General features: G+C 62.3%; 25 protein-coding genes. 12 read left to right on the top strand and 13 right to left on the bottom strand.

Going from position 1 to position 24,575, the window contains the following annotated elements:
- Positions 1–10: 10 nt before the first annotated feature.
- Positions 11–970 (bottom strand): SDR family oxidoreductase, encoded by a 960-nt coding sequence (locus KF885_09015; GenBank protein MBX3049299.1) that lies wholly within the window; start codon positions 968–970, stop codon positions 11–13.
- 50 nt (positions 971–1,020) lie between these two features.
- Complete coding sequence (locus KF885_09010; protein ID MBX3049298.1) at positions 1,021–2,541, bottom strand: G5 domain-containing protein; 1,521 nt, start codon at positions 2,539–2,541, stop codon at positions 1,021–1,023.
- 42 nt (positions 2,542–2,583) lie between these two features.
- Here KF885_09010 and scpB point away from each other — a divergent pair, with 42 nt between their 5' ends.
- The 4 genes from scpB (at position 2,584) to KF885_08990 (ending at position 9,171) form a co-directional block, all read left to right on the top strand.
- On the top strand, positions 2,584–3,216 hold the full coding sequence (scpB, locus tag KF885_09005; protein MBX3049297.1) for an SMC-Scp complex subunit ScpB: 633 nt from the start codon (positions 2,584–2,586) through the stop codon (positions 3,214–3,216).
- A gap of 1 nt (position 3,217) precedes the next feature.
- Positions 3,218–4,318 (top strand): pseudouridine synthase, encoded by a 1,101-nt coding sequence (locus KF885_09000; GenBank protein ID MBX3049296.1) that lies wholly within the window; start codon positions 3,218–3,220, stop codon positions 4,316–4,318.
- Between the two features lie 45 nt (positions 4,319–4,363).
- The gene (locus tag KF885_08995) at positions 4,364–5,602 is read left to right on the top strand and encodes an MFS transporter (protein MBX3049295.1); all 1,239 of its coding nucleotides are present in this window, start codon (positions 4,364–4,366) and stop codon (positions 5,600–5,602) included.
- Positions 5,603–5,679: 77 nt separating this feature from the next.
- Positions 5,680–9,171 carry a TIGR03663 family protein gene (locus tag KF885_08990; protein ID MBX3049294.1) on the top strand — a complete coding sequence of 1,164 codons (3,492 nt, stop codon included), beginning with the start codon at positions 5,680–5,682 and terminating at the stop codon, positions 9,169–9,171.
- Here the strand turns inward: KF885_08990 and KF885_08985 are convergent, their stop codons facing one another.
- Positions 9,172–9,492: a hypothetical protein gene (locus KF885_08985; GenBank protein MBX3049293.1), complete on the bottom strand. Its 321-nt coding sequence runs from the start codon at positions 9,490–9,492 to the stop codon at positions 9,172–9,174. It abuts the gene before it with no gap.
- 167 nt (positions 9,493–9,659) lie between these two features.
- Between KF885_08985 and sucC the strand changes: the two genes are divergently transcribed.
- Genes sucC through KF885_08970 form a run of 3 tightly spaced genes read left to right on the top strand, consistent with a single transcriptional unit; the run spans position 9,660 to position 12,248 of the window.
- A complete protein-coding gene (gene sucC / locus KF885_08980) occupies positions 9,660–10,799 on the top strand; it encodes an ADP-forming succinate--CoA ligase subunit beta (protein ID MBX3049292.1) in 1,140 nt (379 codons plus the stop codon).
- Position 10,800: 1 nt separating this feature from the next.
- Entirely contained in the window at positions 10,801–11,667 is an 867-nt protein-coding gene (gene sucD, locus KF885_08975; protein MBX3049291.1) for a succinate--CoA ligase subunit alpha, read from the top strand.
- Positions 11,668–11,669: 2 nt separating this feature from the next.
- Complete coding sequence (locus tag KF885_08970; protein ID MBX3049290.1) at positions 11,670–12,248, top strand: isoprenylcysteine carboxylmethyltransferase family protein; 579 nt, start codon at positions 11,670–11,672, stop codon at positions 12,246–12,248.
- A gap of 29 nt (positions 12,249–12,277) precedes the next feature.
- Here the strand turns inward: KF885_08970 and KF885_08965 are convergent, their stop codons facing one another.
- Positions 12,278–13,180, bottom strand: a complete 903-nt coding sequence (locus KF885_08965; protein MBX3049289.1) for a patatin-like phospholipase family protein — start codon at positions 13,178–13,180, stop codon at positions 12,278–12,280.
- The gene (locus KF885_08960; GenBank protein MBX3049288.1) at positions 13,170–14,927 is read right to left on the bottom strand and encodes a proline--tRNA ligase; all 1,758 of its coding nucleotides are present in this window, start codon (positions 14,925–14,927) and stop codon (positions 13,170–13,172) included. Before KF885_08960 ends, KF885_08965 begins: the two co-directional genes overlap by 11 nt.
- 273 nt (positions 14,928–15,200) lie before the next feature.
- Between KF885_08960 and KF885_08955 the strand changes: the two genes are divergently transcribed.
- The gene (locus KF885_08955; GenBank protein MBX3049287.1) at positions 15,201–15,566 is read left to right on the top strand and encodes a hypothetical protein; all 366 of its coding nucleotides are present in this window, start codon (positions 15,201–15,203) and stop codon (positions 15,564–15,566) included.
- Here the strand turns inward: KF885_08955 and KF885_08950 are convergent.
- From KF885_08950 to KF885_08930, 5 genes are all read right to left on the bottom strand, one after another.
- Positions 15,563–15,880, bottom strand: a complete 318-nt coding sequence (locus KF885_08950; GenBank protein ID MBX3049286.1) for a hypothetical protein — start codon at positions 15,878–15,880, stop codon at positions 15,563–15,565. The genes KF885_08955 and KF885_08950 overlap by 4 nt on opposite strands.
- Before the next feature lie 6 nt (positions 15,881–15,886).
- Positions 15,887–16,480, bottom strand: a complete 594-nt coding sequence (locus tag KF885_08945; protein MBX3049285.1) for a sigma-70 family RNA polymerase sigma factor — start codon at positions 16,478–16,480, stop codon at positions 15,887–15,889.
- Between the two features lie 98 nt (positions 16,481–16,578).
- The gene (locus KF885_08940; GenBank protein ID MBX3049284.1) at positions 16,579–17,658 is read right to left on the bottom strand and encodes a hypothetical protein; all 1,080 of its coding nucleotides are present in this window, start codon (positions 17,656–17,658) and stop codon (positions 16,579–16,581) included.
- Positions 17,655–18,107 (bottom strand): hypothetical protein, encoded by a 453-nt coding sequence (locus tag KF885_08935; protein ID MBX3049283.1) that lies wholly within the window; start codon positions 18,105–18,107, stop codon positions 17,655–17,657. The genes KF885_08940 and KF885_08935 overlap by 4 nt, the downstream gene beginning before the upstream one ends.
- On the bottom strand, positions 18,088–18,678 hold the full coding sequence (locus KF885_08930; GenBank protein ID MBX3049282.1) for a sigma-70 family RNA polymerase sigma factor: 591 nt from the start codon (positions 18,676–18,678) through the stop codon (positions 18,088–18,090). Before KF885_08930 ends, KF885_08935 begins: the two co-directional genes overlap by 20 nt.
- 154 nt (positions 18,679–18,832) lie before the next feature.
- On the opposite strand from KF885_08930, the gene KF885_08925 reads away from it, so the two are divergent.
- The 4 genes from KF885_08925 (at position 18,833) to KF885_08910 (ending at position 22,670) form a co-directional block, all read left to right on the top strand.
- Positions 18,833–19,429 carry a hypothetical protein gene (locus KF885_08925; GenBank protein MBX3049281.1) on the top strand — a complete coding sequence of 199 codons (597 nt, stop codon included), beginning with the start codon at positions 18,833–18,835 and terminating at the stop codon, positions 19,427–19,429.
- The gene (locus KF885_08920; protein ID MBX3049280.1) at positions 19,426–20,379 is read left to right on the top strand and encodes a DUF2807 domain-containing protein; all 954 of its coding nucleotides are present in this window, start codon (positions 19,426–19,428) and stop codon (positions 20,377–20,379) included. The genes KF885_08925 and KF885_08920 overlap by 4 nt, the downstream gene beginning before the upstream one ends.
- A gap of 134 nt (positions 20,380–20,513) precedes the next feature.
- Positions 20,514–21,815 (top strand): UbiA family prenyltransferase, encoded by a 1,302-nt coding sequence (locus KF885_08915; protein ID MBX3049279.1) that lies wholly within the window; start codon positions 20,514–20,516, stop codon positions 21,813–21,815.
- Between the two features lie 93 nt (positions 21,816–21,908).
- The gene (locus KF885_08910; protein MBX3049278.1) at positions 21,909–22,670 is read left to right on the top strand and encodes a DUF4239 domain-containing protein; all 762 of its coding nucleotides are present in this window, start codon (positions 21,909–21,911) and stop codon (positions 22,668–22,670) included.
- A gap of 38 nt (positions 22,671–22,708) precedes the next feature.
- Here KF885_08910 and KF885_08905 read toward each other — a convergent pair whose 3' ends face one another.
- The 3 genes from KF885_08905 to KF885_08895 all read right to left on the bottom strand — a co-directional run bounded on the left by KF885_08905 (position 22,709) and on the right by KF885_08895 (position 24,560).
- The gene (locus tag KF885_08905) at positions 22,709–23,380 is read right to left on the bottom strand and encodes a hypothetical protein (protein ID MBX3049277.1); all 672 of its coding nucleotides are present in this window, start codon (positions 23,378–23,380) and stop codon (positions 22,709–22,711) included.
- A complete protein-coding gene (locus KF885_08900) occupies positions 23,377–24,165 on the bottom strand; it encodes a slipin family protein (GenBank protein MBX3049276.1) in 789 nt (262 codons plus the stop codon). Before KF885_08900 ends, KF885_08905 begins: the two co-directional genes overlap by 4 nt.
- Before the next feature lie 98 nt (positions 24,166–24,263).
- Positions 24,264–24,560, bottom strand: coding sequence for an EthD family reductase (locus KF885_08895; protein MBX3049275.1), 297 nt, complete (start codon positions 24,558–24,560; stop codon positions 24,264–24,266).
- Between the last annotated feature and the right edge of the window lie 15 nt (positions 24,561–24,575).

The following is a 24,575-nucleotide window of genomic DNA, read 5'->3' as shown; positions in this document are numbered from 1 at the left end:
TGCGCAGGGACTACTTAATCCCAAGCTGCTCTTTGAAATACGGGATGGTCTTTTCCAGACCCTCGCGCAGCCCTACGGCCGGCTCCCAGCCCAAGTGCTCACGCGCCCGGGCGATGTCCGGCTGGCGGCGCAGCGGGTCGCCCGCCAGCATCTTCTCCTTCTGGTACACCAGACCCGCCCCACCGCCGACCAGCTTGTCGATCTGCTCGGCGAACTGGGCGATGGTGAGTTCCTGCGGGTTGCCAATGTTGACCGGCTCGTGCACCTCGGAATTCAACAGGCGCACAATGCCTTCCACCAAGTCGTCGACGTAGCAGAAGCTGCGCGTTTGCTGGCCGTCGCCATAGACAGTCAGCGGTTCGCCGCGCAGGGCTTGCTGGATGAAGTTGGGCAATGCGCGCCCATCATCCACATGCATGCGCGGGCCGTAGGTGTTGAAGATGCGCACAATGGCGGTGTTCACGCCGTGAAAGCGATGGTAGGCCATGGTCAGCGCCTCGGCAAAACGCTTGGCTTCGTCGTAGACTGAGCGCTCGCCAATCGGGTCCACATGCCCCCAGTAGGTTTCTTTCTGGGGGTGCTCCAGCGGGTCGCCGTAGATCTCACTGGTGGAGGCCAGCAGGAAGCGCGCCTGGTTGGCCAGGGCCACGCCCAGACTGTTGTGCGTGCCTAAGGCGCCGGCCTTCATGGTCTGGATGGGTAGATTGGGGTAGCCCACCGGCGAGGCCGGGTTGGGGCTGGCTGGCGAGGCAAAGTGCATCACCGCGTCCAGCTTGCCCGGCACATGGATGTAGTTGGAGACATCATGCCGAATAAAATGAAAGTGGTCGTTGCCCGACAAGTGGGCGATATTCTCCGGCTTGCCGGTAATAAAGTTGTCCATGCCGACCACGTCGTGCCCGTCCGCCAGCAGGCGGTCGCACAAGTGGGAACCCAGGAAGCCGGCCGCGCCGGTGATCAGAATGCGCATCGAGTCACTCGTTTCTTGTCGGAGATCAACCTGCGGATTGTAGCACGCAGCTATCGCCAGGAGACGGCGCCCACCAGGCCGTCTCCGGTCAGCTGCTGCGCTTCCCCGCTCAACACGTTCACCACCCACAAGTCGCCCTCATAGAGGAAAGCGATCAGCGGCCCGTCTTCGGCCGAGGGCGACCAGGCCAGCTTGTGCGGCGTCAGACCTGCCGCGCCTTCCGGCGGGAAGAGGAGCATGCTGACCCCCTGTGGTGTGGCGACCATCAACTGATAGCCGCTGATCTCGCCCTGCGAAGGCAGAAAGGCGCGCAGATAAGCGACCTGCTCGCCGCCGGGTTCCGTCTGCGGCATGGCGAACAAGCCCACGTCTTGCGCAATCGCCTGGCTGTCGTTCGGCCCGGCCAGCGTCAAGGCAAAGCTGGGCGGGTTGATCGTGTAATGCACATAGTAGAAGCGCTCTTCATCCAGCCAACTCAGCCCCGGGATCCAGGCCCAGTCGCTGCCGGTCTGGTAAGCCGGCAAGCTGTACCAAAGGTTCAAGCTGCCGGTCGCCAAGCCCACACTGCCCACGCCGTCCGGGCGGGCGAAGGCCAAGCGCTGCCCGCTGGGCGACCAGGCGAAGCCGCTGCCCCACCAGGCATAAAACCCTTCCTGGTTGGCAGCCAGCAGAGTGCGTAGGCGGCCCGGTTGGCCATCAGCATCAATCTCCAGCAGCTGCAAATCATTGCGCGCCTGCCAGCCGGGCGGATTATCGGCCGGGTCCACTGTGGAAAAGGCGACCTGGTAAGCCGCGCCCGGCACCCAACCGGCATAATGCACCACATTCTCCAGGCCCAGATCGATCAAAGTCAGTGGGCCTTCTTCCAGCCCAGCCAGCCACAGCTCATTGATCGTGTTTGCCGCCGCGCTGGTACGTGAAAACAACAGCCAGCGTCCGTCCGGCGATACTTCAAAGATGCGTCCATCTAGGTCGCCGGTCACGGCCACGGCCCGCCGCGCCCCGCTGCTGCCGTCAAAGACCCAAGCATTGCCGGCCGAGAGGAAGGCCAGCCGCCCTGGCAGGCCCACGGCGCTGAAGGGCGACTGGGCGCCGATCATGATGATCTCCTCGACCGGCTGGCTGAGCGTGGTGGCGCCGACCAAGGTGCGTGCCACCAGTTCGCCGTCCTCATACAGCAGGCGATAGGTAGCCTCTTGCAAGCCATTGACGCCGTTCTGGATCAGGCGCTGTTCGCCCACCGGCAAAGCCTCATTCGGCAGGGTGCGCGAGACGAAGGGTAGTTCGCTCTGCTCGGTCTCGAAGTCCTCGCTCACTCGCAGCAGGCGCACTTCTTCGCCGCCTTGCAAGACCGTGTACGAAGGCGGCTCGCTGCGATCCAGCGGCCCCACCTCGACGCCGGCTGCCTGCAGTGCCTGGCGCACACTGCTGCCGGCCGGCACCGAGGCGGACAGCGCGCCTCCATCTACCAGGATGCGCACGCTAACCAGGTCGGCGCGGCTGCCCAGCGACGCACAGGCCGCCAGGCCCAGAGCCAAAGCAATCAACAGGTATAATCGCGTTTTGCGCATAGAAATTCGCCCTCGGGCGACGGAACATGGAAATTATAGTAGATGACCCCTGAAAGTGAACTCGCTCAGGCCGAACCGCTCAGCTTGGAAGCCCAATTGGAAGCGCTGCTGTTCGTCGCCCCGGCCACAGTCAGCCCCAAACAGCTAGCCGAAGCGCTGGACGCCAAACCCAAGCAGATCGAAGAGGCGCTGAATGCCCTGGAGGCCAGTTATGCCCAGCGCGGCATCCGTTTGCAGCGCCACAAAGGCGAACTGCGCCTGACCAGCGCCCCACAGGCCGCCGGACTGGTGGAACGCTTCCTCGACCTGGAAGCCACCACCCGCCTCAGCGCCGCCGCGCTGGAATGCCTGTCCATTGTGGCCTACCAGCAACCCATCACCCGCCCGCAGATCGACGCCGTGCGCGGGGTTAACAGCGACAGCGCCATGCGTTCGCTGCTTACCCATGGCCTGGTGGAAGAAGCCGGCCGCGCCGATACCCCCGGCCGCCCGATCCTCTACGCCACCACCACAGAATTCTTACAGCACTTCGGCTTGGACAAGCTGGAAGCGCTTCCTCCGCTCAACCTGGATCACCTCGCCAGTCAGGCAGCTTTGCCGATGGCCAATGGGGCCGCCGGCGAAGTCGAGACACCCCCCACCCCCGAGCCGCCCGCAGAAGAAGCGGCCAACTAACGTGGCTGAAGAACGCCTCCAAAAGATCCTGGCTCGCGCCGGTTTCGGTTCACGCCGCGCCTGTGAGGAGCTGATCACCAGCGGGCGCGTGACCGTCAACGGCCAAATCGCTGAGCTGGGGGGCAAGGCCGACCCACAGAAGGACAGCATTCGCGTCGATGGGCACAAGCTCAAGGCGGCCGACGAGAAGCTCTACTACGCGGTCTACAAACCGCGCGGGGTGCTCTCCACCACCGCCGGCCCAGACCCGCGCCGCAAAGTAACCGACCTGGTGCCGGGAGGCGAGCAACTGCACCTGGTGGGCCGCCTGGATCTGGACAGCGAGGGGCTGATGCTGCTGACCAACGACGGCGACCTGACCCAGCAACTCACCCACCCCCGCTACGAACATGAGAAAGAGTACCGCGTACTGGTAGCCCGCCAGCCTGATATGGAACAGCTGGCGACCTGGCGACGCGGTGTGGTGCTGCCGGACGGCAGCCGCAGCCTGCCCGCCGAAGTGCGCATTGAGAAACCGCACGGCAAAGGCGCCTGGCTGCGAGTGATCATGCGTGAGGGGCGCAAACGGGAGATCCGTGAGATCACCCGCCTGCTGGGCCTGCCGGTGGTCAAACTGCTGCGCATCCGCATCGGCGCCCTGCGGGTAGGCGACCTGCAGCCGGGCCAGTGGCGCCTGCTGGAGCCGGAAGAAGTGGAGACGCTGCGCAGCCGCAAAACGCCGCTGCCCTTCAGGCACGCCCCGGCCAAACGCACTCCGGCCCGCAGCAGCCGCCTGGCAACAGGGGATAAACACCCATCGACCCGCACTGGCCGCCCAGCCGCCAGCGACAAGCGTCCCTCGTCCCGCAGCGGCCGCCCCCCCGCCGGCGAAAAACGCACCAGGGCGCGGGATGACCGCGCGCCCGACACTGGGGACAAGCGTCCCTCGCGCGGCAGCCGTCCAACCATTGGTGATAAACGCTCCGGAACGCGTGATGACCGCCCCGCCTCGGGGGACAAACGTCCATCTCGCAGCAGCCGCCCCGCCGCGCGTGCCAGCCGCCCGACAGGCAAACGACCAACGCCATCCAGCCGGAAACCCGGTACGCGCCGCCCTTCATAGAATTCTTAATCTTTACAAACCGAACATCTGTGCGATAATTTGGCCATGCTGACCAGCATTCAAGCCATTTACAACGACTTTCCGCAGCGCTTCTGGACGGTGGCGGCGGTGTCCTTCATTGACAAAGTCGGCGGTACGATGCTGTTCCCCTTCTTTGCCCTCTACATCACCCAGCAATTCAATGTCGGCATGACCCAGGCAGGCATCGTCCTGGGCATCTTTGCCATCAGCAGCATGCTGGGTGGCATGATCGGCGGCGCATTGACCGACCGCTGGGGTCGCCGGCGGCTGATCATCGCCGGGCTGATCTTTAGCGCGGTCAGCACGCTGGCGCTGGGCCTAGTGCGCGAGCTGGCCCTGCTCTACCCGCTGGCCTTCGTCATCGGCCTGCTCTCCGATCTGGCCGGCCCGGCCCACCAGGCGATGGTGGCCGATATTCTGCCGGAGGAAAAACGCCAGGAAGGTTTTGGTGTGCTGCGCGTGGTCGGCAACCTGGCCTGGATCGTGGGGCCGAGCATCACCGGATTCATTGTGGGCCACTCGTTCCTGGCCCTGTTCATCATCGACGCCATCATCAGCTGCATCGTGGCCGCTCTCTTCTTTTTCTTCATCCCAGAAACCAAACCGGCCGCCCAGGCGGGCGAGACACCCGAAAGCCTATTGGCCACTTTCCGCGGGTACGGCCGCGCCTTGGGCGATATGGCCTTCATGGCCTACATCCTGGGTCTCAGCCTGTTGGGTGTGGTCTATATCCAAATGTACAACTCGCTGTCGGTGTTCTTGCGTGACCAGCATGGCGTGTCACCCCAGGGGTACGGCTTCCTGTTGACTGCCAGCGCTATCACGGTCATCTTCCTGCAGTTCTGGACCTCGCGCCGCATCAAGAGCCTGCCGCCCTTCCTGCTGATGGTGGCGGGCTCGCTGTTCTATCTGCTGGGCTTTGGCATGTACGGCTTTGTGGCCAGCTACGCGCTCTTCGTGACCGCCATCGTCGTGGTCACCCTGGGCGAAATGATCGTGATGCCCACCAGCGCCGCCCTAGCGGCGGGCTTCGCCCCGGAGGCGATGCGCGGTCGCTACATGGCCATCTTTGGCCTGACCTTCGCCCTGCCCGCCGCAGTCGGCCCGGCAGCGGCGGGTATCATTCTGGACAACTACGACCCCAATTGGCTGTGGTACTTCGGCGCACTGCTCTGCGGTCTGGCCGCCCTCAGCTTCTATCTGCTGCATCTGCGCCTCGGGCGCCGCTCGCAGTTCCAAGCCGCGCCTGAAGCCGCTCACTAACTTAGCGGCCTTCTGGCCGGGCGCAAGCCGCACCGCTAACGGTAAAATACAGCACCCGACAAGAGGTCCTCATTCGCATGCCCAAAAAAGCTTCCTCCGCACCTGCATCCTGGCTCGACAAGCCGCTTTTGGCCAATTTCAAGTTCAACTGGGAGATCGCCCTGATCGCCGTGCTGGTGCTGCTGGGCTTGATCACCCGCTTGTACATTCTGGGCGAGCGGGTCATGAGTCACGACGAAACCACCCATGTGCTCTTCTCGTGGAACCTCTTCAAGGGTCTGGGCTATTCGCATGATCCGCTCAGCCACGGCCCGTTCCAGTTCCACATTCTGGCGCTGACCTATTTCCTCTTCGGCGATACCGACTTCACCGCCCGCTTGCCCCATGCGCTGTTTGGCGTAGCCACTATCTTCTTCACCTGGTGGGCCTTCCGCCGTTATCTAGGCCGGGCCGGCGCTCTGCTGGCCGCCTTCTTGATGCTGATCTCGCCCTACATCCTCTACTACAGCCGCTACGCCCGCAACGAGATCTTCGTGGCGCTTTTCGGGCTGGTGATGCTCTGGGGCATCTTGCGCTACCTGGACCGCGGCGAGAACAAATACTTGTACATCATCACGGCATCATTAACGCTGCACCTGGCCAGCAAAGAAACCGGCTTCATCTACGCCGCGCAAGCGCTGGTCTTCCTCGGCCTGCTCTTCCTGGCGCGTATGTGGAGGGCGAACTGGGGCCGGGAAAACGACAAGAGGGTATTTTTTATCGCCTTGCTGCTGTGCGCCTCGCTGTTGTTGCTGGCCGCTGGTGCACAGATCAGCGGAGAAGGCGCCGGCATGCTGACCGGTGCCGAGACGCTGGAGCCGGCCGTACCCAGCGAAGGGGTCACCGCCGCCACGGGCCACACCCTCTCGCCTTACGCCCTGGTGCTGGGCACCGCGGGCCTGTTGGCCATCGTCGCCGGCCTGGCCTTCCTGGTGCGCGGCTACGGCGCCCAAAACCTGCGCCAGGAGCGCAGCTTTGGCCTGATGGCCATGATGCTGGCATTGATGCTGCCGCAGTTGGCCGCCTTCCCGCTGGAGCTCTTGGCTCCCTCAGTGAGCTACAGCATGTTCAAGAGCATGGTCATGTCGCTGGACCTGACCGCGCTGTCCAGCTCGCCTGACCTGCCGCAGCTTGGCTTGCTGTTGGTGGTCACCCTGGCCTGCTTTCTGCTCTCTGCTGCTCTTGGGCTCTTCTGGAATCCGCGCCAGTGGCTGATCAATATGGGCATTTTCTTCGCCATCTTCATTCCACTGTTCACCACGGTCTTCACCAATTCGCTGGGTTTCTTTACCGGCTTGGTAGGCTCGCTGGGCTACTGGATCGAACAGCAGGCCGTACAGCGCGGCAGCCAGCCCCCCTACTATTACTGGGGTCTGCAAATCCCGATCTACGAATATCTGCCCGCCCTCGGCACCCTCCTGGCGGCCGGGCTGGGTCTGCGCCTCTTCCTGCGCCGGCCTGCAGACCCGCCGCCCACGCCTGCCGGCCGCCTGCGTCCGGCCCACAGCCGCCGCCTGGCGCTGACTTTGCTGGCCTATTGGGCCGTGACTGCCCTGGCAGCCTACACCATCGCCGGCGAAAAGATGCCCTGGCTCACCGTGCACATCACCCTGCCCATGATCCTGCTGACCGGCTGGGCGTTGGGCTGGCTAGCCCAGCGTGTGGACTGGGCGCGGGCCTTCAGCCCGCGCGGCCTGTGGACTCTGCTGACCAGCGCAGTGGCGCTGCTGGCCGGCTTCGGCCTGCTGGCCCAGTTGCTGGGTGCCAACCCGCCCTTGCGCGGCATGCAGCAAGTCCAACTGCAAGATACAGCCCGCTTCGTCTCCATCCTGATCGTCTTGGCAGGCAGCCTGTTCGCCCTCTATCGCCTGCACGCCGGGCAAAACGGGCCACGGCCCCAATGGGGCCGCCAACTGGTGCTGCTGGTCTTTGCCGGCTTGGCCTTGCTCACCGCCCGCACCGCTTTCCGCGCCAACTACATTAACTACGACATGGCCACAGAATACCTGGTCTATGCCCACATGGCGCCCGGCCCCAAGCTGATGATGGCACAGCTGGAAGACCTTTCGCTGCGCCTGCACGACAGCCTGGACATCCGCGTGGCCTATGACAACGAAAGCAACTATCCGCTGTGGTGGTATTTGCGCAACTACCCCCGCAAGGTCTATTACGATACCAACCCAGGCATGACCCTGCGCGAATCGCCGGTGATCATCGTGGGTGACACCAACTACGGCAAGATCGAACCCATCGTGCGCCAGGACTATTATCCGTTCGAGTTCATGCGCATTTGGTGGCCCAACCAGGACTATTTCGACTTCACCGTCAACAGCATCGGTTTCGCCTTCACCGGCGAAACTGGGCGGCCCGCCACGGAAATGAGCACGCTGGACTATTGGGGTCGCGTGCTGGTGCGCCTGTGGGGCGCCATAGATACGCCCGAAGAGCGCGAAGCGCTCTGGGCGATCTGGATCGACCGAGATTTTACGCAGTACTTTGCCCTCAAAGGGCGTGAGTACAGCCCTGCCACCTGGGACCCGGCCCGTTCGATGCGCATGTATGTGCGCAAAGACATCGCCGCCCAAATTTGGGATTATGGCGTGGCCCCGGTGGCCCTGGAACCAGATCCCTACGCCGACAAAGGCCTGGCGCTGGTCGCCGATTTCATGCTCGGCAGCCTGGGCGCTGAACCCGGCCAGTTCAACAGCCCGCGCGGCATTGCCGCCGCGCCGGACGGCAGCCTGTTCGTGGCCGATTCGCTCAACAGCCGCATCCAGCACCTCAGCGCCGAAGGCCAGGTGCTCAACAGCTGGGGCAGCTTCAGCGACCCCAGCAACCCGCAGCCCGGCACTTTCTCAGAGCCCTGGGGCGTGGCCGTCTCACCGGATGGCAACTACATCTACGTGGCCGACACCTGGAACCATCGCATTCAAAAGTTCACCACCGAAGGTGAGTACATCACCAGCTGGGGCGGCTTCGGCAACAGCACCGACGGCCTGGCCCTCTACGGCCCGCGTGACATCGCCGTGGGTGCGGACGGCAACGTGATTGTCACCGACACGGGCAACAAACGCTTGGTGGTCTACAGTCCCGAAGGCGAATACATCAACCAGATCGGCGGCTCAGGCTACGAGTTGGGCCAGTTTGAGGAGCCTGTCGGCTTAGCCCTCAACATCTACACGGGAGAGCTGTACGTGGCGGACACCTGGAACCAACGCATCCAAGTGCTGCACTACGCTGCCGGCACGCTGAGCGTGGACACCAGTTGGGATATCAATGGCTGGTATGGGCAATCGTTGAACAACAAGCCCTACCTGGCTGTGGATGAAGCAGGCCGCGTGTATGCCAGCGATCCGGAGGCCGGCCGCATTCTGGTCTTCGACAATCAGGGCAATCTGCTGCACTACATCGGCGGGTACGACCAAAGCGCCGCGCTGATCAGCGTGGCGCAGGGCGTGGCCGTAAGCCAAAACGGGCTGTGGCTAAGCGACAGCCAAACCCACAGCCTGCAACGCTTTACGATCGAATAATTACAAGATAGTCGTGAATTTGCCCTGCGTATCGACGCGGGAGACATGGTTCAGAATGCGGCGCGCATCCGCGCCCAGCACTTTGTCAGGGCCAGCCACTACGTCCCGCAGGGAATTGAAATGCGGATACAGCTTGGCCGGCGCGGCCAGGCTGATCAGGCCCAAGAGGCCGGAGCACTCATACTGCACGCGCACATCCTGGGCAAACAGACCCTCCACCAGGGAGTTGATCACCCCAGGCTGTCCCAAAGCCTGCTCCACCAGATACTGGCCGCTGACAGTCTTCGAACCAATATAGCTAAACAATTCGCCGATGGTCATTATTGTCTATTCCTAGCGCGTATTTATACCCTCCGGCCTATGAAAATAGGTATGACCAAACTGAACACGCATATGCGTCCTGACCCTTCAAAATCAGGCCCTGCGCCGGTGGTATAATCCCGCCGTTCACCATCCCAGCCTCCCTTTGTAAGGAGCACACCTCATTCATGAAGTTACATGAGTATATTTCCAAGGACATTTTTGCCAAATATGGCGTCCCGGTACCCAAGGGCGAAATAGCGGCCACCCCAGAAGAAGCAGGCAAGATTGCCGAAAAACTGGGCGGCCGCGTTGTAGTTAAAGCCCAGGTGCTGGTGGGCGGGCGCGGCAAAGCCGGCGGCGTAAAGCTGGCCGCCACTCCCCAGGAAGCCGTGGAAGCCGCCAAGGCCATCCTCGGCATGGACATCAAGGGCCTCACGGTCAGCAAGGTGCTGATCGCCCCGGCGGTCGAGATCGCCACTGAGATCTACCTGGGCATCACCAACGACCGCACGGCCCGCCAACCGGTGATCATCGCTTCGGCGGCCGGCGGCGTGGACATCGAAGAGGTCGCCAAGACCAACCCGGAGAAGATCATCCGCGTGCACGTCAACCCCTTGCTGGGCGTGCAGGACTACAACATTCGCGACCTGGCCATCGGCATCGAGCTGGACCGCAGCCTGTGGGACAGCTTCCATACCATCACTAAGGGTCTATGGGAGGCTTACCACAATTCTGACGCCACCCTGGCCGAGATCAATCCGCTGGTGATCGATGACAAAGGCCAGCTGCTGGGCATTGACGGTAAGATGGTGATTGACGACAGCGCCCTCTACCGCCACCCGGATTTCGAAGAATTGCGTGACCTCTCCGCCGAAGAACCGGCCGAGATCGAAGCCCGCGAAAGCGACCTGACCTACATCAAGCTGGATGGCGAAATTGGCTGCATGGTCAACGGCGCCGGCCTGGCGATGGCCACCATGGACATCATCAAACTCTTCGGCGGCGAGCCGGCCAACTTCCTGGACATTGGCGGTGGCGCCAATGCCGAGAAAGTCGCCGCCGCGCTGCGCATCATCCTCTCTGACACCAACGTCAAGGCCGTGCTGTTCAATATCTTTGGCGGCATTACCCGCGGCGACGAAGTCGCCAAAGGTATCCTGGAAGCCATGGATGCTCTCAAGCCGACGGTGCCGATGGTCATCCGCCTGGTGGGCACCAACGCCGCCGAGGGGCGCGCCCTGCTGGCTGAGGCCAACATGATCACCGCAGAAACCCTGGCCGAAGCCGCCCAGAAGGCCGTGGAAGCCGCCAAAGGAAGCAAGTAAGATGGGAATTCTCGCTGACAAGAATACACGAGTGGTAGTGCAAGGCATCACCGGGCGCGAAGGCATGTTCCACTCTGAGCGCATGCTCGAATACGGCACCCAGGTTGTGGGCGGTGTACGCCCCGGCAAGGGTGGCGAATGGGTGCTGGACGGCAAAGTGCCCGTCTTCGACTCGGTCAAAGTCGCCGTGGACGCCACCGGCGCCGACTGCAGCATGATCGTCGTGCCGCAATCTGCCGCGCCGGATGCCATGCTCGAAGCGGCCGACTCCGGCGTACGCCTGATCATTTGTCTGACCGAGGGCATTCCGATCCAGGATATGATGCGCGTACGCGCCTACCTGGACTTCAAGGGCGTGCAGCTGATCGGCCCCAACTGCCCCGGCCTGCTGACCCCGGGCCAGACCAAGATCGGCATCATTCCCGGCGACATCGCCATCCCCGGCAGCATCGGCGTGGTCTCGCGTTCCGGCACACTGACCTACGAGGTGCTGGCAGCCCTGAAGCAAGTCGGCTTAGGCGCCACCACCTGCGTCGGCATCGGCGGTGACCCGGTCAAAGGCCTCAACTACATTGATGTGCTGCAGATGTTCGAGGACGACCCGCTGACGGACCAGGTGGTAATGATCGGCGAGATCGGCGGCAGCGACGAAGAAAAGGCGGCTGAGTTCATCAGCCAGAGCATGACCAAGCCGGTGGTCAGTTTCATCGCCGGCCAGAGTGCCCCTCCCGGAAAACGCATGGGCCACGCCGGCGCCATCGTGGAAGGCGGCGAGGGCAGCGCAGCCGATAAGATCGCCGCGCTCAAGAAGGCTGGCGTGCAAATGGCCGACCATCCGGAGCAGATCCCGGACCTGCTGCGCAAATAGACATGCTCAATCTCTTCTCCGGGTTGTACTGGGTCGCTATGGTGGTCAAAGCCGCTGTGCGTGCTCCACTGCGCAACACCTGGAAGAGCAACCCCAAAGTCGAACAACGCTCCGCACCGCGTGAGCGTTTGTTTTTAATCCTGCTGGGCCTGGGCGAGTTCATCCTGCCGTTCATCTTTGTCATGACCCCCTGGCTACGCGCCTTCGACTACCGCCTGCCCCACTGGGCAGGCTGGCTGGGCGCCGGGTTGATGGTCGCTTCCCTGGCTGTCTTCGCCAAGACCCACGCTGACCTGAACAAGTTCTGGTCGCCAGTGCTGGAGATCATCGAGGACCATAAACTGATCACCACCGGCATCTACAGCCGGGTGCGCCACCCGATGTATGCCAGCCAGTGGCTGTTCGTCATTGCCCAGGCGCTGCTGCTGCACAACTGGGTCGCCGGGCTGGCCGGGCTGGTCATCTTCGCCCCGTTCTACTTCATCCGCGTGCGCGCCGAAGAGCAGATGATGCTGGATCGCTTTGGCCCCGAGTACGAAGCCTACCGGCAAAGCACCGGCGCCATCTTCCCCAAGATCTAAAAAAGAGCGGCGCACTTGCACCGCTCTTTTCATTCACGTCCCAGCCAATCGCCCAGCATGCGCAACGGCGCAGGTCTGAGCAGGCGCCGCAAGCGCGGCAAGGCCGCTTCTGTCGCCGTTTCGCCGCGCCGCACCACTTCTTCCACATCCGGCGCGTCCAACAAGCCAAAATCTGCTACCACCGGACGAATGATCAGATCGGGCTTCTCGGTGGCCAGGCGGAACTCGCCCTGGATCTGGCCGCTGAGCGTAATCGCCTGGGTGAAAGCGATGAAGGCCTGCCCTAGGCGAAAACGCATCACTGGGCTGGGGATGGGCAGCGAGCTCAAGTCGCTGCGGCCGGTTTGCACCGTCTGCGTCTCCAGTTCCGGCATCGGCCCCAGGGGCACCGCCACCACGGGCAGACCGGGGGCCAGGTCACGCGCCACCTGCACCGGCACCGGGTTGCTCAAGCCGCCGTCCACCAGCTCCCAGCCGTTGTATTGCCGGCTGGGGAACACGCCGGGGATGGCGATGGTGGCCATCACCGCGTCGACCAGCGAGCCTTTGGTCAGCACTACCTCGCGGCCGCTGCGAATATCCAGCGCGGTCAGGGCCAGCGGAATGCCCAGGTCCTCAAAGGTGCGCTCGCCCAGCACCTCGCGCAGCACGCTTTCCACACCCTGCAAGCCCAGCAAGGCATTGGCCGCCCGGCTGGGTTCACGCAGCAGGCGGCGATATTCCAGCGCGGCCAGCTTGTCCTTGATGCCTTCCGGGCTCAGGCCGGCCGCGTACACGGCAGAAATTAGCCCGCCAATGCTGCTGCCGGCCAGCGCGCCGACACGAATGCCTTCGCGCTCCAGCACACGCAGCACGCCTACATGGGCGCCGCCGCGCAGACCACCGCCGCCCAGAACCAGCGCAATTCTGCGTCCGCTCGTCTTATTCTTCAAAGGGTACTGTCACCACCTTTTGTGCGATCTCAGCCAGCAGTGCATCCCGGGTTGCCAAGACTTCAGCCACCACGTCCTGCAAAGCCACGATGCGTTTGTCCACTTCGTGGCGCAATTTGAACTCCACTCCACCCTCATTCAGCGAGCGTTCGCTCACCGTCAGGCGGATGGGCATGCCGATCAAGTCGGCATCATTGAACTTGATGCCCGGCGACTCCTCGCGGTCATCGAAGAGCACCTCCAGGCCGGCAGCCTGCAAGTCGGCATACAGCGTCTCGGCCTGTGCCTGCCCGCCGCGCAGGGAGAGCAAATGCACCTGGTACGGCGCCACGCTGATCGGCCAGACCAGCCCTTTGTCATCGTGGTTCTCCTCGGCGGCGCAGGCCAGCAGGCGGCCGCTGCCAATGCCGTAGGAGCCCATGATTACCGGCTGTTCTTTGCCCTTCTCATCCAGGAAGGTCGCCCCCAGCGCAGCGCTGTAGCGCGTGCCCAGCTTGAAGATGTTGCCCACTTCCACGCCGCGCGAGGTGTGCATCGGCTGTCCGCAACGCGGGCAGCCGGAGCCTTCCTCGGCGCTGGCAATATCGGCGACGATCTCGGCTTGATAGTCACGACCATAGTTCACGTTGGTGTAGTGATACCCCGCTTCGTTGGCGCCTGCGACCAAATTCGGTGAGAGCGGGATGAGATCGTCCACCACCACGATGGCGCCTTTCAGCCCCACCGGCGAAGCATAGCCCGCCACCGCGCCAATCGCGGCAATTTCTTCGGCGTGCGCAGCGCGCAGTTCTTTGGCCCTGAGCGCATTGGCCAGCTTGGTCTCGTTGACGTCCATGTCACCGCGCACCACACTGAACACCAGCTTCTGCACCTCCTGCTCGCCCTCGGTGAAAGTGGCGGTCAAGAACACGGCTTTGGCGGTACGCGCCTTGGGGACGTTCAGGAAATTGGCCAGGTCCTCGATGGTGGCCACATTGGGCGTGGCGATCTTCTCCATCGTCGCCAGCTCTTCTTCCTCCGGCGTCGGCTTCTGGAACAGAGCGATCTGGCGGTTGGCGCGGTAACCGCAGCTGTCGCACAGCAGCAGCGTGTCCTCGCCCGCCGCGCACAGGTACATGTACTCGTGCGCCAGGCTGCCGCCCATCATGCCCACATCGGAGCCTACCGCCACGGCGGGCACGCCGCAGCGATTGAAGATATTGAAATAGGCTTGGTAATGCGCCCGGTACTGCTGATCCAGCCCGGCCTCATCAGCGTCCAGGCTGTAGCTGTCCTTCATGGTGAACTCGCGCACCCGGATCAGGCCGGCGCGCGGCCGCGGGTCGTCGCGCCATTTGGTCTGGATATGGTAGACCAGCATCGGCAGCTGCTTATAGGACTGCACCTCGCGCCGCGCCAGGTCGGTCACGACCTCTTCGTGGGTCATGGCCAGTACCATGTCGTGGCCTTTACGATCGTGGAAACGGCTCATCTCATCGCCGATCTGGTACCAGCGCCCGGTCTCCATCCACAGGTCGGCCGGGTGCACCACGGGCATATAGATCTCCTGCCCGCCGATGGCGTTCATCTCGGCACGCATGATGTCTTCGATCTTGGTGATCGCCCGCCAACCCAGCGGCATCAGTGAATAGATGCCGGCCCCCAGCTGGCGAATGAACCCGGCGCGCACCAGCAATTGGTGGCTGGCGATTTCGGCGTCGGTGGGCGCCTGGCGCAGCGTACCGCCAAACATGTGTGACATTTTCATAACAGCAGCTCCTCAAAAACAAAAAGCGCCCGTCAGGGGCGCAAGGATGAACCAATGCAAGCAACGCGTGAAACTAGCTTTGCCCCTCAGGGAAAGTACGATGGCTCACGGCCGGGCTAGGGACCGGGAAGAAGACCACAGCGGCTTCTGGATGTTGCATACCCAGAGGATATACGCAGCCGTGGCCTTTGTCAAGACAACACAGAGAGCGGGAATTCTGATCACGGATGACGAATTCCTATTCTTTGTGGCTTTATGGTTAGAATCCCTGCTATGGAATGGAAAATCGCTGTCGAACGTGAGCTGGCCGCCGGCCGCGCCGCCCAGGCGCGCGGCAACCAGAGCATGGCCCGCGTATGCGCCCGGCGCGCCGCCGGCTGGGCCGCGGCGGCCTGGCTGGACGCCCGCGGGCAGGCGCTGCAGACGCCCAGCGTGCTGGAGCAGCTACGCCAGCTGGCCGCAGTGGGCAGCCTGCCCGCCCGCGGCGGCGAGATCGTGGCGCACCTGCTGACCTACAAGACCAAGCACGACATGACCGATATTAATGAAGAATCCCATTTCCCATTGGATGTCGACCTGATCACAGAGGCCGAAGAACTTATTGAGCTTCTATTTCCCCAACAAAAAAAGGCAGCTTAGCTGCCTTTTTGTTTCTTCTGCGTCGTTTTGGGCTTGTCCTTATCCCAAAACTTGAGCTTGCCCACCAGGCCTCCAAAGCGACCCAGGATCGTTAGCACCAGCACCACCACGCCCACCACCGCCCCGCCGATCAACAGCAGCGTGGAGAGGCCGGCGCGCTCCAGCGGGTTACGGCTGCCCACCAGGCGCTTGCGCAGATCGGTCATGAACGCCGGGCGGGCATCCACCGGCTTAAAGGCGCCTGCCAGCAGGTTCTCTACGGATTGCAGCTCACGCTCCACCCGTTTGCGGTTCCAAGGCCATACGATCTTCATCTCAGCTCAATCTTCCGGCAAATCCCGGAACATGTCCAGTAAGAAATGTCCGGATTTGTCCTTGGTGATCGCTTCACGCAGAGAGAGTAAGGTACGGTGATACAGGCTCTTGATCGCCCCTTCCGTGCGATCCATGATCTGGCCGATCTCTGCGTTCGACATATGTTCCACAAACTTCAAAATCAGCAACTGCTGGCGCTCCTCCGGCAGTTTGCGGATGATCGACAGCAAGGCGTTCTGGTCCTCGCTCTCCATCAAGGCCTGCTCCGGGTGCTCGTCGCCCTTGCTGGCCCGGTAGCCGTCTTCCAGCTCCACTTCCTGCCGGCGGCTGCTGTCGCGGTGCCAGTTGGCCACCAGGTTGTGCGCAATGCGGTACAGCCAGGCCGTGAACGGCACACCGCGGTCACGGTAGTTGGTGATGTGCCGCATCGCCCGGAAAAATACTCGCGAGGTCAAATCCTCGGCATCCTGGGCGCTGCCCGTGCGGTAATAGATGTAGTTGTAGATGCGCGTGGCATATTTGTCATACAACATGCCAAACGCCTGCTTGTCCCCGGCGGTGGCCTTTGCCAGCAGCTTCTCGTCGCTCAGCTCTGGCATGGCGCTCCGCAAGGTGCAGCTTGTATCAAAGATAACCCGCAGCGATGGGATTGGTTGCAGCCTACGAACATCGCCGCGAGTATATCACCCGCGATCCGCTACTCCCCCGAAGTCTTCGGCTTGCGCGGCCGCTTGGCGGGCGCCGGCGTCTGCGCCTTGCTGGCCCGCGCCTTAGCCGGCTTGGCAACCGGTTTAGCGGCGGGCTTGGCCGCCGCCGTGGCAGCTGCGGCCAGAGGAGCCGGCAGCGCCGGCGGCAAATCCTCGTCCAGCGGCTCGGCTTCGGTGCCAAAGCGGCTCAGCAAAGCCGCCCCCAGGCCGATCGAGCCCAGGGCGAAAGTGCCCAGCCAGCCGATGCAGGGCACACCGCGCACCGCAAAAGCCACCAGCGCCAGGGCCAGGTTGCCGGCCAACACCTGCACCTCAAACGACCAGTGGGCCTTGAACATCTCGGCCAGCCGGCGGCCCAGCTGCAGGCCCAGTGCCGCCCAACCGAACAGAGTACCCAGCAGGACCAGCAGCAGGATCAGCGGCGGCAGAATGCACGTGATCAGCGTGATCACCACAGCCACCGGCAGCAATATGTAACTGATCGCTCCCAGGCCGCCGGCCGCCACGCCGCGCCGCGCGATCGTATTGGCCGTGTTGGTCAGCTGGCGGGGGGTCAGCAACGCCAGCACAAAGGCCACACCCAGCAAGCCCACCAATTGAAAGACGCGCAGCACCTGGGTGCCCAGCCAGCTCGGGCCGCTGCGCACCCGGATCTGCTCCGGGTTCAGCAGTTGCCCTTCCGTGGACTGGTAGCCCAGCACCTGGGCGCCGGGCTGCCGCGTCACGTGGCCGCCGAAGTTGACCAGGTCTTCCTGCACCACGGCTGTCGGGCCCAGGTCGATGTTGCCACCCACCGTCACCACGCTTTCGCCCACATGGCCGTGCACGCTGACGTTGCCGCCAAACACCACCAAATTCTGCAGGACAGTGGCGCCTTCTTCCACGGTGACATTGCCGCCAAACACCACCAAATTGTCGGTGACTTCGCCGGCAGCCAGCGTGAAGTTGTTGCCGAAGATCACCGTGTCATCGGCGAGGGGGGCCAGGGCCGGGCCGGCCAGCGCCGCGCCCGGTACGGCCAGCAAACAGACTGCCAGCAGCAGCGCAGTCCAAATATGTTTCCTGCTCATCGTATCTCCTTCTTCTGCGGGGTCTGCTGATACAACAGCAACCACACCACCAGCAAACCGAGCGCGGCGGCGCTGCTGGCAAACCAGATCGGCAAGGGCACCAAACTCAACATCGTCACCAGCACGCGCAGCACGGTCCACAGCCGCGCGCTGCCCTGGACAAAAAAGGCGATCGTCCCGGAAAGCAAAGCCGGCTGCTCAATCACCAGCTGCCACACCCACCAGCCCACCCAGCCCAACAGACCCGCTAAGGTGACCCCGCTGGCCACCAGCAGTTTGCCATCCGCCAGCCGCTGCAGGCGCGCCTGCTCGTGCTGCCAATGGGTTTGCCAGCGCTCGGCAAAGCCCGACTCTGGAGTAAACCAGGCCGCCTTGCGCAAGCGGGCTTCCACAGCCAGCACGTCGCTTTCTGTGAGGGTTTGGCGGGTTTTAGGGGATGGCTTCTTCATATAATCTCCTTTTGGCTTGGGGCGCATTCTCTTGCGTCTCTTCCCAAGCCAGGGCCAGGCTGCGCCGCACGCGGTGCATGCGGGTCTTCAATGCGCCTTCACTGATCGAAAGCTGCTTGGCGATTTCTGCATAGGAATAGTCGTACCAGTAATACAAGATGACTGCGGCGCGGTCGCGCGGCGGCAAGCCCGCCAACAAAGACTGCACCTCATCCTGCAGTTCACGGGCCAGGGTCTGCTTCTCCGGCCCCAGGCTCTTGTCCGGCAGCTCATAAGGGCCTTCATCCAGGTCCAATTGCGGCGGCTTCACCCGGCGGTGCTGGTCTATGCAGTAGTTGGCTGCGATGCTTAGCAGCCAAGTCGCGAACTTACGCTGCGGATCGTAGCGCTGCAGATTGCGGAAAGCGCGCAGGAAGGCCTCCTGCGCCGCGTCTTCGGCGTCCTGTGAGTTGCCCAACATGCGATAGCACAAGTTGTAAACCGGCCTAGCGTACATCTCCACCAGGTTGGCAAAGGCGGCTGCATCGCCCTCCCGGGCAAGGCGCAGCCACTCGCCTTCGTGATTCTGCAAAATTTCGCTCCTAGGTTTCATACAGTTATACGCAAAGCGGGCATTCAGGTTACAGTGACCATAGCGACTTTCACAATTCTACGGCGAATACTGTATCGTTTTACTGGGTTCTTCGTATATCCCTATAGAACCCTAAATACCAAGGAGTTTTTTGATGGAAAAAGACGGGAAACGCATCAGTTCGCTGGTGGTGGGCAGCGTACTCGTAGGCATCGGCTTGCTGGCGCTGGCCTCGCAGTGGATGCCCGGAGTTAATTTCTTCGCCAGCTTTTGGCCTTTCTTCCTGATCGGCTTTGGCGCCATGTTCTTTGCGGTCATGGCCTATTCTGGAAAGTCCGGGGCGCCGCTGGCCATTCCCGGCAGCCTGTTCATCAGCTTCGGCCTGATCCTGCTGGCGCAGAGCCTGACCGGCCACTGGGCCAGTTGGGCCTATGCCTGGACCGGCATCATTATCGCCGTGGGCCTGGGCATCTTCCTGATGGGCTGGTGGGCTGAGCAGCCCGAGCAGCGCGCCACCGGCATCCGCGTGGCCAAAGTGGGTCTGGTGCTGCTGGCCTTGTTCGGCACGTTCTTTGAGATGATCTTCAACAACTCCCCGGTCGCCCAACTGCTGTTCCCCACCCTGCTGATCGGGTTGGGCATTTACCTGATCATCCTGCGCGGGCTGCTGGCGCCGCCCAAAGCGGAAACCGCCGTCCAGCTTGAGGCGCCGCCCGCCCCGGCCAAGCCCAAGAAGCGGAGCGCGAAGTGAACGACAATCGCAGTCTATTCTTTCCCATGGCGCTGATCGCCGCCGGCCTGATCTGGCTGCTGATCAATTTTGGCTACATCCCGGCAGAGAACCTGTGGGCCGTGACCCGCCTGTGGCCCTTCCTGCTGATCGGCGCGGGCATCAACCTGATCCTGCGTGACCGCGGCCTGCTGCCTGCCGCCCTGGTCCAGGCCCTGTTGGTGCTGGGCATGATGGGCGCCATCATCTTCGCCCCCCAGCTGGGCTGGGCCGGGGCGCCGCACTGGAACCCCAGCTTTGGCAATCTGGGCAGCGAGCGCGGCTCAGGCACGAGCGCCAGCGAAACCCGCCCGATTGACAGCCAGGTTAACACGCTGGTTATTCGCTATCCGGCCCGGGTTGAGTTCATCCAGGGCGATACGCCTCAGGTGCGCATCAGCGCCGACGACAATCTGCTGCCCCAGCTGGAAACCCGGGTCAACGGCGACACGCTCACTATCCGCAACCCCCACCCCTGGCAACAGCGCGTCACGCCCACCAAGCCGGTGGAAATTGAGGTCACCCTGCCCGCCCTCAGCCGGGTGGAGCTGGACACGGCGGGCAGCATCACGCTCTCCAGCCTGCGCGGCGACAGCCTGGTGCTGATCGTGGACGGGGCCGGCTCTGTGCAGTTGCAAGACCTGCAGCTCGACCGCCTGGAAGCCCGCCTGAACGGTGCTGGCACGGTCTTCGCCAGCGGCACGGTGCAGCAGCTCACCCTGGAGTTGGATGGCGTGGGCTCCTATGAGGGTGAGCAGCTGGCCGCCCAGAACGTGGATGTGACCGTCAGCGGCGTGGGCAGCGCCAAAGTGCGTGCATCCCAAACGCTGCACGCCAAGATAGAAGGCGTCGGCTCCATCAGCTACTACGGCTCCCCGCAAGTCCAGCAAGAGACGGACGGCCTGGGCTCGATCCACAGGGCGGGAGACTAAAAACAAGAGTACGCAACCTGCGAAGGCGGATAACACTATCCGCCTTCGTTGTGTTTAAGCCATTATTGACACTATGCCCAAACTCATGCTATACAAGTGAAGGATTGCACAATTTTCGTCCAAGGAGTCCTGAGATGGCAAAAACCCTGCAAAAGTCCGTGATCACCTGTGACCTGGAAGGCCGCATTGAAACCTTCGGTGACGGCTCCGAAAAGATGTTCGGCTACACCAAGGCCGAGATCATCGGCAAGAAACGCGTCTCTCTCTTTTCGCCCGGGCAGGTAGTGCTGCAGCATGTGCCTAACTGGCTGGCGACCGCCTCCAAAGAGGGTGAGTATGTGGGCCGCACGGTCTTCGTGCGCAAAAATGGCGAACCCTTCGCCGCCGATATTCGCATCACCCCTACTTTTAAAGACGGTGTGCAGGTCGGCTTCTGCGGCGTGACCGAAGAACTGGACATGGACGCCAAAGAGGCCATGCCGGAGGTCAGCCTGATGACCAAGATCTTCACCTGGCTGGTGATCACCCGCGCTCCGTTCCTGACCGCCATCATCGTGCCGATCCTGATCGGCTCCGCCTGGGTGGCCACCCTGGGCCTGGCCAGCCCCTTCCCCTGGAGCAAATTCCTGATGGCGTTGTTTGCCGGCATCAGCATGCATGTGGCCGCCAACACGTTCAACGACTACTTCGACTGGAAGAGCGGCAGCGACCCGGCCAACAACAACTACTTCCTACCCTACTCCGGCGGCAGCCGTTCGATTGAGTTGGGCCTGGTCAATGAGAAGACGCTGTTCATCGTCGCCAGCATTGCCCTGGCAGTCAGTTCCATCCTGGGCATTTTGCTGACCCTGCAAAGCGGCCTGGGTGTGCTGGTCTTCGGCGCGCTGGGCGCCTTCTTCTCGTACTTCTACACCGCCCCACCCCTGCGCCTGGCCGCCCGCCGCGGCCTGGGTGAGCTCTCCGTCGGCCTCAGCTTCGGCCCGCTGGCCGTAGCTGGCACGGTCTACGCCCTGACCGGCGCGGTTAGCCTGGCAGATTTCCTGGCCGGCGTGCCCATCGGTCTGCTGACCGTCGCCATTCTGTGGATCAACCAGTTCCCGGATGAAGAAGCCGACAAGGCCACCGGCAAGCACAACCTGGTGGTGCTGCTGGGCAAGCAGCGCGCCCGCTGGGGCTATGTGCTGTTGTTGGTCGCCGCCTTCGGGCTGGCCGCTTACTGGACGCTGGTCACGGGCGTGTTCCCCTTCGGCGCCTTGCTGATCCTCGGCGGTCTGCCCATCGCCATCCAGGCCACCCGTGTGATCCTGCGCGAATACGCCGAGCGCAGCTTGGTGCGCGCCAACGTCGCCACCATCCAACTGCACGCCGTGGCCGGCTTGCTGATGGCCGCCGGCATCCTGTGGAGCGGTTCCATCCAGCTCCTGCTGGGCTTATAACCCTCGACCCGCAAGAGGCCCGCAGTTACAATCACTGTGGGCCTCTTTTTTTTATCCAAAAATCGCTGGCAGACCGTAAGGGAATCCACCATAATGACCCTCGTGATACTACGCTCATTCTTCTTCGCCATACTGTCCGGCCTGGCCTACTACTTGGCGCGGGTTTATTTGCATACCGAAATGTACATCGACGATGTGGACGGCATCAGCGCCTTCCTGGGTGTCTTCGGCACGCTCTACGGTATTCTGGCCGCCTTCGTAGTCTTCGAAGTGTGGACCCAGTACAACAAGATCTCCGAATTGATTGACCGTGAAGCCCAGGCCTTGGAACAGCTTTTCCGTCTGAGCCTCTACTTCAGAGACGCCAACTTCACTGAACGCATGAAGGCCGGCATCCGTGAATACGTCAGCAAGATCGTCGAGGGCAATTTCCGGGCACTGGCCAAGGGGGAGCGCAATGCCCAAAGCGGCCTGGCGCTGCGCAAGATCTCCCACATCATCCGCGATGTTGACTTCAACGACGACCATGACTCGATCGTCTTTGAGCAAGTCGTGGAGCACTACGGCATGCTGGCAGAACTGCGCACTGAGCGCACCAACCAAAGCCGCAATCGTCTGCCTAGGCTGCTAAAGACTTTCATTTATCTCTCCACAGGTTTCGCATTGGCCACCTTCCTGTTCATGCCTTTCAGCAACGAATATTATGGCCTGGCTTCTGTGGTGATGATTGCTTTTCTGCAGGCCATGATCTTCCAGATCATCGAAGACCTGGACAACCCCTTCAGCGGCCACTGGCAGCTCACGCCGGCGCCCTTCACACGGGCCTTAAAACACATCGAAGAAGATTACGACTAACAAAAAAGAGCGGCGCAAGCGCCGCTCTTTTTTGTAAGCTACTCGATGGTCTCGAGAAACTTCCGGGCAATGGCCGGGATGTCCTCTTCGGTGGAGATGCCTTCCCAAGGGTCGCCCGGGCGCACCAGGTTGACCACCACGATGTTGGCGCCGTTGAAGATGGCGCTGCGCGCTTCGTTGAGGCCCACGCCGCCAGCCGCCGAAATGCTCGCATCGTATTTGCTGCGGATGCGCTTGACATGCCGGTACTGGATGACTTTGCCGCGCGTCTTCTCCTCGTCACGGCCTTTGTGCAGCACGATCACGTCGGGGCGCTGGCGCATCGGTCGCAGCGCGTCCAGTGGGTCCTCCACGCCGAGCATATCGATCATCGAGATCATCTTGAGCTCGTCACAGTAGGCCACGAACAGGTCCAGCGTTTCCGTGGGCGAGTTGCCCAGGGCGGTCACTGCGTCGGCGCCGGCGGCGGACACCATGGCGACTTCCGCCACGGCGCCATCCGCCACCTTGATATCCGCCACGATGTGGCCGCGCCACATGCTGCGCAAAGCGCTCACCCCATGCATGCCCTCGCGCTTGATGAAAGGCGTACCCGCCTCGATCAAAATACGCGGATGCAGCGGCAGGCGCGGCACGATGCGCCGGGCAATGCCCAGATCATAGTTAAAGGCGATCTGCAGGTAGCGCTGCCGGTGATCTAGGTTGTTCACTTCTTCGCAGTACCGCGGCCGCCGGTCAGCTTCCCGACCACATCGCCCAAGTCAGACGGCAGGAACAGGACGATCTTCTCCGAAGGATCTGAAGCAATGTCACGGATGGTTTGCAGCGTGCGCAGGTGCAACGCGCCGCTGCTGCGGCCAAGATTGTCGGCCGCCTTGCGCAAGTTCTCCGAAGCGGTCAGCTCGCCTTGCGAGTTGATCACCATGGCGCGGCGTTCGCGCTCCGCCTCGGCCTGCTTGGCCATGGCGCGCTTCATTTCAGCCGGCAGCTCCACTTCCTGGATCTTGATCGACTCAACATCCACGCCCCAGCCGTTGGTCTCGGCGTCCACGATCTCTTTAATGCTCTCGGCGATCTTTTCGCGCTCGGTCAGCACCGAGTCCATCTCGCTGTTGCCGATCACGTCGCGCAAGGCGGCCTGCGTATACTGGCGCACAGCAAAGACGTGGTCTTCGATCTTGATGATCACAGATTCCGGGTCGAGCACCTTGAAGTACACCACGGCGTTGACCAGCATGGGGATGTTGTCCTTGGTCATCACCTCTTGGCGAGGGATGTCTGCCGTTTTGATGCGCATGTCCACCTTGCGCATCGTCTGCAAGACCGGCACGATCAAGGTCAGGCCAGGCTGGCGGATGCCGGCAAAGCGCCCGAGGGTAAAGACCACGCCGCGCTCATATTGGTAAATGAGCTTGATGCCGGCCGGCAGCAGCCAGAGTACGAACAGGAAAGCAAAGCCCACCAAACACAAAAAGAAAACGTCCAAACCACCCACAGCTACCTCCATAAAATTAGATCTTCAGCACAAAACTGCTTAGTACTACAAGTTAAATCTGTTAACTCAACTAGAATTGCGCTTGTTATGAGAATATTCTATTGCTCTTCGCCAAATTGCAGGCTGTAACCATCCTTGGCGAACGAGTCCAGATTGGCGCCGGCCGCGGCCATCTCAGCGCTTTTCATGCCCGCCTTGAGCGCATCGCCATCAGCAAAGTGCATCTCGGCCATCAGGTAGTGGCCCTCGCCCACCAAGGCCCGGGTAAAACGCGTGATGACGGTCTTCTGCAGGCCAGGCACTTTCTGCACCAGCGGCAAATGAGTTTCAAAATAGGCCTGGTCAAATGCGGCCGGGTCAGCGGGTTGTTTATACAGGGCGATCAGTTTAGACATAGGCTCCTCAAGAAA

This window comes from Anaerolineales bacterium, from assembly GCA_019637805.1.
Taxonomy (GTDB): domain Bacteria; phylum Chloroflexota; class Anaerolineae; order Anaerolineales; family UBA11579; genus JAMCZK01.
Note: the sequence above shows the minus strand (reverse complement) of the source record. Positions and strands in the feature narration are given on the sequence as shown.

Coding starts and splice junctions, on each gene's coding strand:
- KF885_08955 (MBX3049287.1), top strand. CDS start 15,201: ATGGAATGGAAAATCGCTGTCGAACGTGAGCTGGCCGCCGGCCGCGCC.
- sucD (MBX3049291.1), top strand. CDS start 10,801: ATGGGAATTCTCGCTGACAAGAATACACGAGTGGTAGTGCAAGGCATC.
- KF885_09015 (MBX3049299.1), bottom strand. CDS start 970: ATGCGCATTCTGATCACCGGCGCGGCCGGCTTCCTGGGTTCCCACTTG.
- KF885_08950 (MBX3049286.1), bottom strand. CDS start 15,880: ATGAAGATCGTATGGCCTTGGAACCGCAAACGGGTGGAGCGTGAGCTG.
- KF885_08915 (MBX3049279.1), top strand. CDS start 20,514: ATGGCAAAAACCCTGCAAAAGTCCGTGATCACCTGTGACCTGGAAGGC.
- KF885_08940 (MBX3049284.1), bottom strand. CDS start 17,658: ATGAGCAGGAAACATATTTGGACTGCGCTGCTGCTGGCAGTCTGTTTG.
- scpB (MBX3049297.1), top strand. CDS start 2,584: ATGACCCCTGAAAGTGAACTCGCTCAGGCCGAACCGCTCAGCTTGGAA.
- KF885_08935 (MBX3049283.1), bottom strand. CDS start 18,107: ATGAAGAAGCCATCCCCTAAAACCCGCCAAACCCTCACAGAAAGCGAC.
- sucC (MBX3049292.1), top strand. CDS start 9,660: ATGAAGTTACATGAGTATATTTCCAAGGACATTTTTGCCAAATATGGC.
- KF885_09010 (MBX3049298.1), bottom strand. CDS start 2,541: ATGCGCAAAACGCGATTATACCTGTTGATTGCTTTGGCTCTGGGCCTG.
- KF885_08960 (MBX3049288.1), bottom strand. CDS start 14,927: ATGAAAATGTCACACATGTTTGGCGGTACGCTGCGCCAGGCGCCCACC.
- KF885_08925 (MBX3049281.1), top strand. CDS start 18,833: ATGGAAAAAGACGGGAAACGCATCAGTTCGCTGGTGGTGGGCAGCGTA.
- KF885_08995 (MBX3049295.1), top strand. CDS start 4,364: ATGCTGACCAGCATTCAAGCCATTTACAACGACTTTCCGCAGCGCTTC.
- KF885_08985 (MBX3049293.1), bottom strand. CDS start 9,492: ATGACCATCGGCGAATTGTTTAGCTATATTGGTTCGAAGACTGTCAGC.
- KF885_08895 (MBX3049275.1), bottom strand. CDS start 24,560: ATGTCTAAACTGATCGCCCTGTATAAACAACCCGCTGACCCGGCCGCA.
- KF885_08970 (MBX3049290.1), top strand. CDS start 11,670: ATGCTCAATCTCTTCTCCGGGTTGTACTGGGTCGCTATGGTGGTCAAA.
- KF885_08990 (MBX3049294.1), top strand. CDS start 5,680: ATGCCCAAAAAAGCTTCCTCCGCACCTGCATCCTGGCTCGACAAGCCG.
- KF885_08945 (MBX3049285.1), bottom strand. CDS start 16,480: ATGCCAGAGCTGAGCGACGAGAAGCTGCTGGCAAAGGCCACCGCCGGG.
- KF885_08910 (MBX3049278.1), top strand. CDS start 21,909: ATGACCCTCGTGATACTACGCTCATTCTTCTTCGCCATACTGTCCGGC.